The 14010-nt window shown below is 52.8% G+C and carries 13 protein-coding genes and 3 pseudogenes; 11 read left to right on the plus strand and 5 right to left on the minus strand.

Annotation, left to right across the window (positions count from 1 at the left end):
* Window positions 1-117: 117 nt before the first annotated feature.
* Complete coding sequence (locus H8S45_RS00705; protein WP_054325866.1) at window positions 118-606, minus strand: helix-turn-helix domain-containing protein; 489 nt, start codon at window positions 604-606, stop codon at window positions 118-120.
* Between the two features lie 508 nt (window positions 607-1114).
* On the opposite strand from H8S45_RS00705, the pseudogene H8S45_RS00710 reads away from it, so the two are divergent.
* The 8 genes and pseudogenes from H8S45_RS00710 (at window position 1115) to H8S45_RS00735 (ending at window position 6635) form a co-directional block, all read left to right on the plus strand.
* Window positions 1115-2187: pseudogene (locus H8S45_RS00710) on the plus strand (site-specific integrase).
* Between the two features lie 4 nt (window positions 2188-2191).
* Window positions 2192-2527: pseudogene (locus tag H8S45_RS00715) on the plus strand (plasmid mobilization protein).
* 152 nt (window positions 2528-2679) lie between these two features.
* Complete coding sequence (locus tag H8S45_RS16810; RefSeq protein ID WP_390124055.1) at window positions 2680-2964, plus strand: hypothetical protein; 285 nt, start codon at window positions 2680-2682, stop codon at window positions 2962-2964.
* 36 nt (window positions 2965-3000) lie between these two features.
* On the plus strand, window positions 3001-3417 hold the full coding sequence (locus tag H8S45_RS16815) for an AAA family ATPase (RefSeq protein WP_390124052.1): 417 nt from the start codon (window positions 3001-3003) through the stop codon (window positions 3415-3417).
* Between the two features lie 117 nt (window positions 3418-3534).
* On the plus strand, window positions 3535-3729 hold the full coding sequence (locus H8S45_RS16820) for a hypothetical protein (protein ID WP_390124049.1): 195 nt from the start codon (window positions 3535-3537) through the stop codon (window positions 3727-3729).
* 427 nt (window positions 3730-4156) lie between these two features.
* Window positions 4157-5002, plus strand: coding sequence for a tyrosine-type recombinase/integrase (locus H8S45_RS00725; RefSeq protein WP_054325867.1), 846 nt, complete (start codon window positions 4157-4159; stop codon window positions 5000-5002).
* A 290-nt stretch (window positions 5003-5292) separates the two neighbouring features.
* A complete protein-coding gene (locus H8S45_RS00730; protein ID WP_054325868.1) occupies window positions 5293-6153 on the plus strand; it encodes a site-specific integrase in 861 nt (286 codons plus the stop codon).
* Window positions 6150-6635 (plus strand): hypothetical protein, encoded by a 486-nt coding sequence (locus H8S45_RS00735; RefSeq protein WP_174887835.1) that lies wholly within the window; start codon window positions 6150-6152, stop codon window positions 6633-6635. Before H8S45_RS00730 ends, H8S45_RS00735 begins: the two co-directional genes overlap by 4 nt.
* Window positions 6636-7234: 599 nt before the next feature.
* Here the strand turns inward: H8S45_RS00735 and H8S45_RS00740 are convergent.
* Window positions 7235-7816 carry a TetR/AcrR family transcriptional regulator gene (locus H8S45_RS00740; RefSeq protein WP_107630430.1) on the minus strand — a complete coding sequence of 194 codons (582 nt, stop codon included), beginning with the start codon at window positions 7814-7816 and terminating at the stop codon, window positions 7235-7237.
* A 136-nt stretch (window positions 7817-7952) separates the two neighbouring features.
* Between H8S45_RS00740 and H8S45_RS00745 the strand changes: the two genes are divergently transcribed.
* Entirely contained in the window at window positions 7953-11405 is a 3453-nt protein-coding gene (locus H8S45_RS00745) for a M28 family peptidase (protein WP_147573661.1), read from the plus strand.
* 52 nt (window positions 11406-11457) lie between these two features.
* Window positions 11458-11595, plus strand: a complete 138-nt coding sequence (locus tag H8S45_RS00750; protein WP_162531768.1) for a hypothetical protein — start codon at window positions 11458-11460, stop codon at window positions 11593-11595.
* A gap of 62 nt (window positions 11596-11657) precedes the next feature.
* Here the strand turns inward: H8S45_RS00750 and H8S45_RS16100 are convergent, their stop codons facing one another.
* From H8S45_RS16100 to H8S45_RS16110, 3 genes and pseudogenes are all read right to left on the minus strand, one after another.
* On the minus strand, window positions 11658-12137 hold the full coding sequence (locus tag H8S45_RS16100; protein WP_243182337.1) for an IS110 family transposase: 480 nt from the start codon (window positions 12135-12137) through the stop codon (window positions 11658-11660).
* Window positions 12138-12624: 487 nt separating this feature from the next.
* Window positions 12625-12816 (minus strand): annotated as a pseudogene (locus H8S45_RS16105) (hypothetical protein); the annotation flags it as partial.
* A gap of 35 nt (window positions 12817-12851) precedes the next feature.
* Entirely contained in the window at window positions 12852-13166 is a 315-nt protein-coding gene (locus H8S45_RS16110; RefSeq protein WP_054325874.1) for a hypothetical protein, read from the minus strand.
* 242 nt (window positions 13167-13408) lie between these two features.
* Here H8S45_RS16110 and H8S45_RS00765 point away from each other — a divergent pair, with 242 nt between their 5' ends.
* Window positions 13409-13951, plus strand: a complete 543-nt coding sequence (locus H8S45_RS00765) for a hypothetical protein (protein WP_054325875.1) — start codon at window positions 13409-13411, stop codon at window positions 13949-13951.
* Window positions 13952-14010 lie beyond the last annotated feature (59 nt).

Consider the following 14010-nt stretch of genomic DNA (forward strand, 5'->3'; position numbering starts at 1 on the left):
ACATTTTTTCATTATTCATAAAAAGAGAGCTAACTGATTTTGATTAGTCAGTTAGCTTTCTTTTTATTATTGTCCTGTGCAACAAACGGCCCCTCTCATGGCCTATAAGTGAGATGGTCAAGCGAGATCCTGGGGCGGCACCTTCACATAGGTCTGAGCCTTGTCAAACTCCGGGTAGTGGTAGCGCCACTTGTCGTAATCCTCTTTGGAGATCTCACCTGCCTCCAACATGGCAGCGGCCTGCTGCCAAGAACAGAGCATTTCGTGCAGCCGGGCGGCGTCCTTGTTCTTTCGCACATCGACTTTCAGGCAGATTTCTCCATCCATCTCGCTGATCTTGAGTCCATAGTTGTCCTCCAGGGTAAACAGCGTGTGCATCAGCCCTACATAGGAGTCTATGTCAGGGACAGAAAGCGCATGGGGTGAGATATCCAGTACCTCAGCCAGGGCAGCGGTCAGGTCTGCCTTTGGGGTTCTTGATCCTGTTTCGTACTGTGCAAGGCGCACATCGGCAGACTTCTCCGGGAAGCTTAGCGCCATACCGAGATATTTCTGTGTCATCCCCCGCAGGAGACGGAAAAAGTGAATTCGTTCACCAATCGCCATATATTTAGCTCACATCTATGGTTATTCTTATAAGAAACATAGCATATTTGCTTAGCGTTGTCAAGATAATCTAAGCAAATTTATTTAATAATACTTTCTCAAAAAGGCTTGAACTAAGCGTATATGTATAGTGCCATAAGAGCACTAAGCGAATACGCTTAGATACCATAGCATATTAAATGACCCGCCAGATTTCTAGTTTCAAATCAGAGAAAAGAGGCGGACATTGGCAAGGAGGCATTTATGGAACGCAATAACCGCAGACAGCAGTCACCAACACTAAGGAAAGGAAGGTATTTATTATGGTAAACCAGATTTTTATGCGCGTCAATGAAGTGGCCGAGGAACTGGGGGTATCCGTTCCATACGCCTAAAAGCTTATCCGGCAGATGAATGAGGAACTGGCGAAAAACGGCTGCATCACGATTTCCGGGCGGATCGACCGCAAACTCTTCCACGAGAAGTTTTACGGCACGAGAACCGAGACGGCGAGAAAGGGGGAGTAATTATGGCAGCGTTTAAGAACAAGGACAACGGAACCTGGTATGTACAGTTCCGCTACACCGACTGGAAGAGTGAGCGCCAGCAGAATCTCAAAAGGGGCTTTGTCACCAAGCGGGAGGCGCTGGAATGGGAACGGGAGTTCCTGATGGAAAAGCAGGCCGATGTGAACATGACCTTTGAGAGCTTCGTTGCTCTCTATGAAAGGGATATTAAGCCCAAGCTGAAGCTCAACACCTGGCTCACCAAGGAGAGTATCATCAAAAAGAAGATTCTGCCCTACTTTGCCAAGCGGAAGCTGTCGGAGATCACTGCCAAGGACATTATGCGCTGGCAGAACGAGATTCGGGAAATGCGGGACTGTCACGCAAACCTCTGTCCAAAACCTACCTTAAGACCGTTCACAATCAGCTCAGCGCCATTTTCAATCATGCTGCACGGTTTTACGGCTTGAATATCAACCCGGCCCGGCAGGCGGACAACATGGGGCAGAAGAACGAAAGGAGATGCTGTTCTGGACCCGGGAGGAGTACACTAAGTTTTCCGAGGCCATGATGGATAAGCCGCTGTCCTTTTACGCCTTTGAAGTTCTGTACTGGTGCGGTGTCTGGGAGGGAGAACTGTTGGCCTTACCCCCGGCGGATTTCGACTTTGAGAAGCGCACCCTCACCATCAACAAGTCGTACCAGCGGATCAACAAGCAGGATGTCATCACCACTCCCAAGACGCCCAAGAGCAACCGGGTGATCCAGATGCCCCAGTTCCTCTGTGACGAGTTGCAGGACTACCTCAAGCAGTTCTACGGCGTGGAGCCGGATGTTTCCCATCAGCAAAAGCTATCTCCACCGGGAAATGGATTGTGGTTGTAAGCAAACCGGAGTAAAACGCATTCGCATCCACGATTTGAGACATAGCTACATCAGTTTGTTGATTGACATGGGCTTTACCACCCTGGCCATCGCGGAGCGTGTGGGGCATGAGAGTATCGACATCATCTACCACTACGCCCATCTTTTCCCCACCCGTCAGGTAGAAATGGCCGACAAGCTGGATTCACTAAAAAACGAGAAAGGAGCGTAAGAAAATGTCCAAGAAGAACTATGACAACCACAACCGCTGGAGAAACAAGACAGTGGTGTTCAGGGTATCAGCGGAGGAAGACCTCCATCTGGAAGCACTGGTGAAGCTCACCGGCTTGACTAAACAGGATTACATCATCCGACGACTGCTTTGCCGGAATGTGGTGGTCTAGGGTAACCCCAGGGTCTATAAAGCGCTGCGGGATCAGCTGGCCGCTGTGTTGGACGAGCTGCGCCGGATCGAGGCCGGGGAGGGCGTGAATGATGATCTGCTGGACACTATCCAGATGATCGCAACTATTATGAACGGAATGCAGGAGGACTTTGCCTATGACCGATGAAAAAAGAAAATGACTGCCCATGGCTCATCTGTTGGCGCAGATGATGTGGTCAGTCAATCTCTACAAATTCTAAGTTCACTATACCAGACCCAGAGGAAAAAAGCAATTCTTCCGAAAGAGATTTGGAGGAACTTTATCGGAAGATGCGCCGTATGAGCGACCCAGCTTACCTGCACACTGTAACCCTGGATGAGCTGATGGACAATGTGTTTGAGATAAAGTCCGCAGTGATTGAAAACCTGCTCTATACTGGAGCATATATCCTTGCCGAAGCACCCAAAATCGGCAAGTCCTTCCTGGTGGCCCAAATCGCCTACTATGTCAGCACTGGACAGAACTTGTGGGCTACAAGCCCCATCAGGGAACTGTCCTCTATCTTGCTCTGGAAGATGACGAGAGCCGCTTGCAACGCCGGATGTTTCGTATGTTCGGCGTAGAGGGGACAAGCTCCCTCCACTTCGCCACCCGCTAAAATGATTGGCGGTGGCCTGGATGAACAGCTGGAAAAGTTCGCTCTGGAACACAGCGATACCAAGCTGATTATCGTGGATACCCTGCAAAAAGTCAGGGAAGCGGTGAGCGACAGTTACAGCTACTCCAGCGACTATGAGGTAATCGGCAAGCTGAAACAATTTGCCGACCGATATGGCGTCTGTGTCCTGATTGTCCACCGCACCAGAAAGCAGCCTGCTGGAGACAGCTTTGAGATGATTTCTGGTACAACCGGCTTGCTGGGCTGTGCGGATGGGGCACTCTTGATGCAGAAGGAAAAGCGGACAGATAGCAAGGCTACTCTTGAGGTGGTGGGCAGAGACCAGCCGGATCAGCGGCTGTATCTGAGCAAAGACCAAGAGCGCCTGGTTTGGGGTCTCCGACCATGCAGAGAATGAGCTTTGGAAGCAGTCTCCTGACCCTGTGCTGGAAGCCGTGGCGAAGATTGTATCCTCCGCGAACCGCGAATGGAGGAAGGCAGTCCCACCGAGCTGGCCTAGGCGATTCAAACGGATATGGCGATAAACCGGCTCATCAAACATCTGAATGTGAATGCCAGACGGTTGCTGGAAGAGCATCAGGTGAAGTACGAGAACAAAACCAAGCACGCCGGACGGCGTATCCGGCTGACCTACATGGTGGTGGAAGCACCCGCGTTTGAAGTAATCGAGCAAAGCGCGACGCTCGCAACGGTCGCGACGGTGTTTTGAGGGGTACTCCCAGCACCGTTGCGATCGTCGCCACCGTCGCGGAACGAAAAAACTGGGGTGGTATTTTACCACCCCATCTTCCAGGAAGGTGCCCCATTTTAGGACACCCTAAAAGTACCATAGGATGTCGCGTTTCACGACACCCTATGCTCCGAAACGGGGCACCGGGTACAGATAAAAAAAGCGTTCGCAGAACGCGCAGCCACAGAATGAAATTCTGTGTTCAGAAGGGGCTTGGGGGCGCTGCCCTCAACAAGCAGACGGCAGGAAATGTGAGTGTGTATTCACACTTGCATTGCTTGCCGGTAGTGCGCACCCCTGAAAAAGCCTTGAAAATCAAGGGTTTGCGCTTCCTGGAAGTTTGTCCGCATAGCGGCCAGCCTGCAAGGTAAAATAATTTCATACTTTGCAGACAGGAGGCTACGAAATGGAATATTTCAAATTGACGGCGGAGCGGATCGCGGCCTATGGCCGCTATTTGAAGCAGGAGGAACGGACCCCGGCCACGCTGGAAAAATATCTGCGGGATGTGCGGGCTTTCTCACTCTGGCTGGATGGGGAGGCCGTTACCAGGGAGGCCGTGACCGGCTGGAAGGATCGGCTGCTGGCGGAGCGCCGCGCTCCCTCCACGGTGAACGCGGCCTTGTCCGCGCTCAACGGCCTGTTCCGTTTTCTCGGCTGGGAGGGCTGCCGGGCGCGGTTCGTCAAGGTACAGCGGCGGCTGTTCCGTGACCCGGCCCGCGAACTCACCCGCCCAGACTATGAGCGGCTAATCGCCACGGCGCGGGAGCTGGGCAAGGAACGGCTGGCGCTGGTGATGGAGACGATCTGCGCTACCGGCGTCCGGGTGTCCGAGGTTCGCTATCTCACCGTGGAAGCCGTTCAGCGGGGCCGGGCGGAAATCTCCCTGAAAGGGAAAGTCCGGGTGATCCTCATTCCCACCAAGCTGGCACGGAAGCTCTTGAAATACGCCAAGAAAAACAAAACCGCTTCCGGCGAGATTTTTCTCACGGGAAACGGCAAAAGTCTTTCAAGGCGGCAGATATGGGCGGAAATGAAACGGCTGTGCGTCAGGGCGGGGGTGGAGCCGTCCAGGGTGTTCCCCCATAATCTCCGGCATCTGTTCGCCACGGCCTACTACCGGGCCTACCGGGATATTGCAAAGCTGGCGGACGTGCTGGGGCACAGCTCCATTGAAACGACCCGTATCTATCTCCTGACCTCCGGCGCGGAGCACCAGCGCCAGCTTGACCGCTTGGGGCTGGTGTCGTAGGCGGAGTTAACATTCCGCCCCAAACAAAACGATTTTTCTACCTGCGGGACTACATATGCAAAATAATTATATCATTCCTGTCCTTGAAAAGCAAGGAAGTTCCTAACTTTTGGGCGTGAAAAAGCCAGCCGCAAAAAGAAGATTTTTTTGCGGCCTGGTTTCGTGCGTCCCCCGCTCTCCTTTCACGGGAGCAGGGGACGCTTATTTTTTGTGTTTGGCCTTTCCAATGGACACATGAGCACTAAAGCTGTGTGCGGAATGTTAATTCTGACTGCTGAGAGGTAATGGGTATGCCAGCGGAAAAGATACAGGAAAGGTCTGGCCTTTCCGAAAATACAGAACGCGACCATAGGCCCGGCCTGTGCCTGACGGACGAGCTGGAGCTGCGGTTCCTGGAAAACCTGCGGGAGCATGGGCGGGCAAAAGATACCATCAGCGTCTACCGCCGCAACCTCTCCAAGCTGCGGAAAAGTCTGCCGGAGGACAGCAATCTGACCCCCACCTTTCTTTCCAACTGGCAGTCCGAGTTATTGGATCAGGGTTATTCCCCCGGCACCGTGAATAGCTGCACCGCCACCGTCAACAGCCTTTTGGAGTTTGCCGGGCGGCGGGACCTACAAGCGGGGCAGCTTCCCTTAAACGAGGGAACACTTTTGCCGGAGCTGACCCGGAACGAATATCTCCGGCTGCTCCAGACGGCAAAGCTGCTGGGCAAACGCCAGACCTATCTGCTGGTGCTGATGTTCGGCACAATGGATCTGCCGCTTCATGCCTTGGCCAGTGTGACCGTGGAGGCCGTGCGGGAGGGCTGGGTATTTGCTCCACAGCGGCTGCGCGTCCCTCCCTGCCTGCGGGCGGAGCTGCTGGCCTATGCTGGGGAGCGGGGGATCGGGAGCGGCCCGGTGTTCTGTACCCGGTATGGCAAACTGATGGACAGGGGGAATATCAATGTCCGTCTCCAGTCCTTGTCCCGTGACGCGCGGGTATCGCCGGAAAAATGCAATCCCCGGTGCCTGCGGAAACTGTGCGTTGCCACACAAGAGGGCATCCGAGCCAGTTTGGAACTTCTGATCGAGCAAGCCTATGACCGGCTACTGGAAACGGAGGCTTTGACTGTGGGATGGAACGAAAGCGAGGTGATGGAACGATGACCTTTGAAATACCGCTTGTGGACGCTCTTTCTATTCAAGCGGACTGCATGTATTTATCTGATCTGCGCTATCTGGACAAATGGCAGCGGGTGCGGCTGGCCCGAATATTGGAGCAGTTGCCAGCCGATGCCGCTTCTCTGGAAGAATGGAATAATGCGCTGCAATATCTGGCACAGCAGCCACCGGAAGAAACGGCGGCGGCCGCACGGGAGCGGCTGATCCAATCATCATCCTCTCTTAATAGGGGAGGGACGAGCTTGGGGACACTTTGTCCCCAAGCCATGACAAAAGAAAAACAGGAGGACTTCACTACACGAAAAAGCGAATACTGTCATGCTTGCTGTGTGCAGTCATGGTTATTGGGATTTCTCAACGATTGCCTTGGCAGCCGGGCGCATGGTACTATCTGGCGGTACAGGAGGCTACCAACAGCCATGATTTCAACCGCGAGGGAGATGTGCATGAGCATTGGACCAAGCTGACCGCTGACCCAGATTGGACGAAGTATCAAACTGACAGATAGGACGGGAGACAAGGGTAAACCATACGAAGTTGGGGGCTTCGGCCTCGGCTTCTCCGAGCCTTTCGCTTCGGCGGAGGGTTCGGAGAAGCTCATAAAAAGAGAAAAGGAGCTGTTGCTTATTCACTATGCGGCAGAAACTTAATTTCCACCATAAAATACCGGAACGAGGGATGCCTATGGCTATGGCCTTGGGTTAGTATCTGAAAACTGTATAGCTCCCACAAAAGAGCCCGCAAAGGCCGTTCAGGTCTTTGCGGGCTTTCGTTATGTCGGGTTATGGAAAAGTTTTTGGAATACCCCCGTATTTTGCTGGTTTCTCCCGCAGCCCATAGCATCCCCCGTTCCCGCTGTTCTTTCGGCCTGCATCCTCTTTTTCTCTGTCACCGTTCCGACAAGCTCCCCTGCTTTGAGACAAAGTGTCCCGAAGCCCGCTGCCGCTCACAGATAAATCGACTGTAAAAGTGAATGGCGTAGATAGAGGAAAGCCTTATCTGAAATCTTTGACTACATCATAAGATCATTTCAGATAAGACTTTTCCATTGTATATAACTAGTATACTAGCGCATGATCAATCCATACAACATTGTGTGCAGCAATTCATGTGCTTTCTGCTCAGCATCGGGTACCGAATCCTCACGGATATAGACCCCCAGAAAATTTACAAACGCTCGAAACTGCGCAATAGCTTGATCAAGCGTCAGACGATCGGCCAGATTTTCTTTTTGCAGGATGGTGCGCAATGCATGATCGTTAAACTGGTCAAACTCCTGTCGGCATTTTGCAATCTGTTCGGCCAAATGGCTTTGCGGATATATCAGCACATCGTAAAACAACTGACGATGCATCGGATGCTTCTGAAAAAAATCTATGCGCATGGCAAAGTATTGGTCGATCGTCAGTGTGGAGAGATCAAGCTGCCCACGCAGGAAATTCGTCATTTCCTGAAACAAAAGAGATATGCAGTCAAGATACAGTGCATCCTTGTTTTCATAATAATGATATAGCAGTCCCTTGGAAATGTTTCCTCTGGTGCAAATCTGGTTGATACCGCTGCCGGCATATCCGTGCTCGGCAAATTCGGTAAACGCGTGCATGCGGATCATGCTGCGGCTGCGCCGGCTTCGTTCTGCCTGCTTCATAATCCATCACCTCTTGGTTACAGTATAGCAAAATTTCTATGATACAGCAATACAGGAATTGACTGTTTGGTCTGTTTGTTGTAATATAAAACAAACCAAACGGTTTATTTTATGATCTCAGACAGGGGTGATACATATGAAAAGGGCGATCGTGTCGGCTGTATTGTGTTCCACTATATTGGCAGGTACATCTGGTGCCACTGCATGGCCAGGATGGGCGCAGGACGCAAGGGATTGGGCACAATCGCTTGCGTTAAGCGAAGATATTCTGGATGCACCGGAGGCCGCTGTTACACGCGGACAGGCGGTGCAACTGCTATATGAGGTGGCAGGGCGGCCGAATGCACCGGCAGACACGCCATTTACCGACGTGCCGGAAACCTATGCCGATGCAACTGCATGGGCCGCTGAGCAGGGCTTTGTCGAAGGCCTTGGTGACGGAAAGTACCAGCCTGAAAGACCATTGACACGGCAGGAATTTGCCGCTATGCTGTACCGCAGCGCAGGTGGGCCAGCGGTCAGCGGCAGTGAGCTTTCCGCCTACACGGATGCGGCATCGGTTGCAGACTGGGCATGGGACGCGGTGCTCTGGTGTAGCAAGATCGGGTTGCTTAACGGCAGATCCAACCACCTCCTTGCACCGGAGGATACCATCATCTTGGCGGAGGCCGTGCTGATCCTCCAGCGGGATGCACAGCTGCCGGATACCGCGCAGCTCCAGAAGGATCTTGAGACCCTAAGCATGCAGCATCACCCGATCGGCTCGGTGGGTGAGCAGGCGGCGGTGCAGTATCTGCAAAGCCGTTTCACAGAGATGGGCTATCTGGTCAGCACGCAAGACTATACGAATGATGCAGGGCAGACCGGCGCTAACGTGATTGCGGTCAAGCCGGCGGCAGCGGCAAATGCAGATATCCTTTTGGTGTCTGCCCACCATGATAGTGTGCCGACGGCCTACGGTGCGAATGACAATGCTTCGGGCGTGACCGCGCTGCTCGCGGTTGCGGAGGCGATGAAGGACACGGCGACCGATACCGAGATCCGCTTCATCAGCTTTACGGATGAGGAAAACGGAAAAAACGGCTCGCGGTACTACACCTCGAAGCTCTCCGAAGCAGAGCGCAGCCGCATGATCGGCGACATCCAACTGGATATGCTGGGCGGACTCGGTTCGAGCGGCAGCAAGGTCTGTACGATGGACGGCGAAACCAACTGGCTGAGCGACCTGATCGGGCAGAAAAACGCCTCCTTTATGATGGGCGCGGAGACCGCGAGCGACCACGCCTCTTTCCAACTGGCGGGCGTGCCGAGCGTTCTGGTGATGCAGAACGGGCGCGGCTACCTCTATCACTCGGCGGCGGATGTCGCCAGCCAGATTGACCTGTATACCCTTGCAGGCGCGGCGCAGACCGTGACCGCTGCAGTGCAGGAAATCGCGGATGCGGATACGCCGTCCTATAGGGATATAGCGCATGCGCAGGCGGAGGGCTATACCTACCGCCAGACCCGCCAGAACGTGATTTATTTCAACAGCTCGCTCGCGGACACAGAGGCTTATATAGGCGTTGTCGGCGAGCTGGTGGATACGGAAGAGGTAAACGGCGACGGCTGGACCGATGTTTACGACACCTATCTGTACTCTATGCGGTGGTTCGACGGAGAACAGCCGATGAACACCTACTACCGCTACCGCAACGGTTTTTTGCAGAATATTGAGATCCATCCCACCGAAACCGGCTACACCTCAGATCAGGTGCGCAGCCTGATCACTGCAATGTACGGTGCGCCATCCGCTTCGGTGCAGGGAAGTGAAAGCTGGGCCGACGAGGTGTACAGCAAATACATCACTCTGTCGGATACGGCTGAGGGCTGTATGGTCACAGTGTCAAACTATTCGCTCGGCATCACCAACGTGATCGCAGAATATCCGGTCGTGAACGGCCGCGCGCAGATCGGCAATGCCCAGCACGCAAAGGTGTGGGACTTCCTATGCGCTATCCTGCCGGATGAGGCGCGTGTCAAAATTGCGGAGTTTAACCTGTATACCGACGGCTACAGCAATGTTCTGGCCTATACCTCGCCGGTTGAGGACGAAAACGGCGGGACGGATAACACCCGCTTTTCCATCAGCATCGACTACTACGATGTGTATGATGAAAACGGTAACTCGCGCGACTGGAGCAAGCTGACTTATACCATCCTTCATGAGTACGGCCATGTGCTGCTCGAAGATGAGACACAGGTTGACCTATTGGTCGGCAGCGATACGCACGACCCAGCGGGCTTTGTACCCGGCTCGTTCCGCAAGACGTTTTATGACCGCTTCTGGAAGCAGATCGACACCGGTGCCGGTGTAAATGATTACGAACAAAACCCGACGCACTATGTCAGCCGCTACGGTGCAAATTACTTCCATGAGGATATTGCGGACACCTTTGCGGTGTTCGTGCTGGGTGCCAAGCCTGAGGGCGATACTGTGGCCGAGCAGAAGCTGCTTGCGTTCTGGGCGGATGCAGATATGGTGACGCTGCGGCAGGCAATCCGGGATAATATGAGCCTGGATCAGCCACAGAAGCCGGTGGAACCGGAAGAGCCGACTGAGTCGGAAAACCCAGACAGCGGAGAGGAGGTGCTCTGCGTAACAGATACTGCACAGATCAAGGCAGAACTCAACGATGCGATTGCGACGGTGCGGCAGCCTGCCGCCTTTGTAATCGCTGCGCTGGAAGATACCTCTGATCTTAAAATGGATGTGCAGAACCTCTATAACAGCCTGCTTTCCGAGCATCCGGCGTATAAATACGCCTATGATATGCAGGTCTCGGTCAGCAACAGCGTGCTGCGCTGCACGTTCTCCTACATGCCCTATCGAAGCGGGGACTATCCAACGGGTTTTCAGGGTGTGAAGGCCGCCTGCCTGAACGATCTTATCCGGATCGCATGGGACAATAAAACGAAAGAAAGTGTATCCATCCGCATCACCGATCCGGAACTGACGGTGGACGATATGAACAAGGCGCTTCAGCAGGCTGGCGGCAGCTATATCCTGTGCCAGCTGAACGAGGACGGCACAGCGATCACCTTTACGCCACAAAATCATCTGGGCCGGACGGAGGCGCTGGAACGTTTATCCGAGATTGACCGCCTAACCAGTAAAGTGGTAGATGAAATCATCACAGCGGACATGACTGGGGCCGAGAAGGCCGAAGCGCTGTATACCTATGTGACCGAAAACGTGCGATATGACCAGCGGTATTACGTGGACCGAGACAATATGCCGTACGATTCGCAGACCGCTTATGGCGCGCTGCACGACGGGCTTGCCATCTGCGGCGGGTATGCACAGGCCGTACAGCGCTTATTTGAAGCGGCAGATATCCCGTGCTATACCGTCACCGGCACGATGGGCGGTGAAAACCACATGTGGAATATCGCCTATCTGGACGGTGTATGGCGGTATTATGATGCGACCAGCGACCGCGGTCGTGCGGCCTATTGGTTTAATTATTTTGGAGTGCCCTCAGAACAGCTTGCGCGGTATGAGTGGGACACGGATTGGGTGCAGCGGCTGACACGGTCTGCTGTTTGAATAGAGCCGCCATTGTAAAAAGTCCAATGGTATGAAGTCAAGGAGATGATATATGAAAATTTTGAAGAAAAGTGAAGTGAAACGGCTATTTAGTCAGGAAAAAGGCAACATCGAACCAAGCCCTACCCCCTATGATTTTAGAAACAGGGCTTTGGCGTCAGAGCGGCAAGTAATAAGCCCAGCTCTCTAATGGGATATACAGGCGGTTGTCCTTCAGCAGTCGAAAGATCAACCGAATCAGTTTTCTGGCAGTTAAAGCGAGTGCGCGTTTGTGCTGGTATTTGTTGATTTGAGGTCATAGTAGCGCCAGAACGCGGAGTCGCATCTTCTCACAAAGTTGGCAGCTTCCAGCAGGTAGTAGCGGAGATAGCGGTTGCCGGATTTGATCATTCTGGAGTGTTCGGCCTCGAAGTTGCCAGACCGGTTCTTGTACCAGACAAGACCGGCATATTTGGCGACAGAGGCTTGAGAATCAAAACGGTGAATATCGCCGATTTCAGCGACGATACCGGCTGAGTAGACTTTGCCAATGCCTGGGATGGATGTCAGCGTGTTTCGAATGATCTCAAACTGGTGTTCAATGCCTTGTCCAAGATCTTGCCCCGCTTTTCCAAGGCCTACATCGAAGCGGTGGATACGGCAATGGCTTGGTTCACGGAGTTGTTTACGGTAACAGGCAAGCGGTAAGATAGACCTCCCTGTTGATTCTGCCGAAATGGAGATGGTCGGCAATCACAAAGGCATCCCCCAGTCGTTTTTCGGCAGGTCTGGATAGGCTTCCTTGAAATCATGCGCCTGCTTTGGGTTGAGAACATGGATCTTCCGTTGAAACCGGCTCAAGCTGCCACATCCTCATGCAGTGCGCAAACAAGGCTGTCACCATAGATGGAGGCAATCACTACATCGTTGAGCTACATGGAACCAAGCGCCGACACGATTCTCTCTGACAACCGTTTAGCACCACTCAGGTTATTCTGCATGGAAAAACTGGAGTGCAGGCTTTGAGATACCCATGATAACCGGAGCATCCGCAACCTCGTGTATCAGAATCATTCCAGAGAAGACCAATGCGATATCCCTCACGGCTGAAAGAGCGGCCTTTCCTCCGACGAACAGCCAATGAGTTTGCAGCTAACTTCCGGCTCAGGGGAACAGACTTCCTTTGAGCAGCCTTGTGGCTCAACTGGAGGAACCAAAACTTGACCCTGCTGTCCTACAGCTATTGTATCACGGGCATCTCAATGCCTGCCGGCCTTTTCGCTACGCTACTGGTTCCAAAGGAAAGATGTAGCGCCAAGATAGAAAGGAACTTCGATGCTTTTGGCTTTTGGGGCAATGGATGCTGGGCTAATGTTTCCAGCAGTGCTGGGTGGGGGTCCCATACGACATTAACGGCGGTACGAATATTACGCTCTACGCACTTCTAGGTAGTCGCGTAGTGTTTCGCTACTTCTGGATACAGCCATTTTGCCACCAGAGCAGCCGGTCTGGCTGCTGGGTCGCCAGATACACTGCATAAGAGGTGTGAAAGAAGCCAGTGTAATTTGCCGTAAGACCGAGTTGGTATAACAGTGTGAAAATTTCGGAAATATCGGGGGTGTTCTTAGGGGGACTCCTTTTACGGAATCCCTTCAGGAAGGCGTTTAGTTCATCAGCGTTCAACATGAGCAGAAGGAAAAGCCGAGCGATTGCAGAAAAGCGGTATTGCTCACGCTCTAAATCTCCGTATGCCCGGCTGGTAATGCGCAGCCGCTCCGCCATTTCCTCATGCGTCAGGTTTTAGAGCTTCTGAAGCGTATCTGTGTATTCCGCAAGAAATTCTTTTGCTAACATTTTGTACAGTTTCATGAGATAAGACCTCTATTTTCGACAGATTCTATGGAAATCTTATTCTGGACAGAAGCGTGCTTCCAGGTAGCACACTTCCTCCCTTGAAATGTTCTATTTCTGTTTTATTCGATTGTTATTGTTATTTTTTGTTATTATACGAGGAGGAAGGACCTATGAAGAAAAAGACGTTTGCCGGTGGGATCAGTCTGGTTTGCGCATTGCTGCTGATGGGCTGTAGCATTGCGGGGGCTGGGACCAGCAAAAAGTCGGATACCGAACAGGCAGAGGCTATACAATACACTATCGCGGATGCCGATGAGCTGATCGGTAAGGCAGATAGAGATATTGCGGATGTTTTCGGCGGTGGAGAGGAGAACTGGACGAGTGATAAATCGACATATATCGGCCGGATGTATCAGACCGAGCTGTATGGAGAGTCGGTAACGATCCATGCCGTGTGCGGTGGTGAGAAGACCGTGGACGCGGTTTCCATCTGGATCACCGACGGCGGACAGGAAGTTGCGGATGAACTTGTGCAGATTTGGCAGGATCGTGTCACAGCGTTCACAGGCACGGAAATGCAGGATCAGGGCATCGCAGAAGAGTCCGGTGCAAAATCATGGAAATGGCCTGCGAGCGACCGATTCTACACCCTGCGTTTAATGGGAAATATTTTGACGCTTGATATCAATCCTGCTGTTGGTGAAATAAAATAGAAAAACGGTGGCCGATTAGATAAGGGGTTGTCTATCATTTTATCGATCATATGTATCCG

The sequence above is a fragment of the Agathobaculum faecis genome, from assembly GCF_014287995.1.
GTDB classification, from domain to species: Bacteria; Bacillota; Clostridia; order Oscillospirales; family Butyricicoccaceae; genus Agathobaculum; species Agathobaculum ammoniilyticum.

Excerpts from the sequence above, each read along its gene's own strand:
- H8S45_RS00705 (WP_054325866.1), bottom strand. The coding sequence starts at position 606 with ATGGCGATTGGTGAACGAATTCACTTTTTCCGTCTCCTGCGGGGGATG.
- H8S45_RS16810 (WP_390124055.1), top strand. The coding sequence starts at position 2,680 with ATGAGCGACCCAGCTTACCTGCACACTGTAACCCTGGATGAGCTGATG.
- H8S45_RS16815 (WP_390124052.1), top strand. The coding sequence starts at position 3,001 with ATGATTGGCGGTGGCCTGGATGAACAGCTGGAAAAGTTCGCTCTGGAA.
- H8S45_RS16820 (WP_390124049.1), top strand. The coding sequence starts at position 3,535 with ATGGCGATAAACCGGCTCATCAAACATCTGAATGTGAATGCCAGACGG.
- H8S45_RS00725 (WP_054325867.1), top strand. The coding sequence starts at position 4,157 with ATGGAATATTTCAAATTGACGGCGGAGCGGATCGCGGCCTATGGCCGC.
- H8S45_RS00730 (WP_054325868.1), top strand. The coding sequence starts at position 5,293 with ATGCCAGCGGAAAAGATACAGGAAAGGTCTGGCCTTTCCGAAAATACA.
- H8S45_RS00735 (WP_174887835.1), top strand. The coding sequence starts at position 6,150 with ATGACCTTTGAAATACCGCTTGTGGACGCTCTTTCTATTCAAGCGGAC.
- H8S45_RS00740 (WP_107630430.1), bottom strand. The coding sequence starts at position 7,816 with ATGAAGCAGGCAGAACGAAGCCGGCGCAGCCGCAGCATGATCCGCATG.
- H8S45_RS00745 (WP_147573661.1), top strand. The coding sequence starts at position 7,953 with ATGAAAAGGGCGATCGTGTCGGCTGTATTGTGTTCCACTATATTGGCA.
- H8S45_RS00750 (WP_162531768.1), top strand. The coding sequence starts at position 11,458 with ATGAAAATTTTGAAGAAAAGTGAAGTGAAACGGCTATTTAGTCAGGAA.
- H8S45_RS16110 (WP_054325874.1), bottom strand. The coding sequence starts at position 13,166 with ATGGCGGAGCGGCTGCGCATTACCAGCCGGGCATACGGAGATTTAGAG.
- H8S45_RS00765 (WP_054325875.1), top strand. The coding sequence starts at position 13,409 with ATGAAGAAAAAGACGTTTGCCGGTGGGATCAGTCTGGTTTGCGCATTG.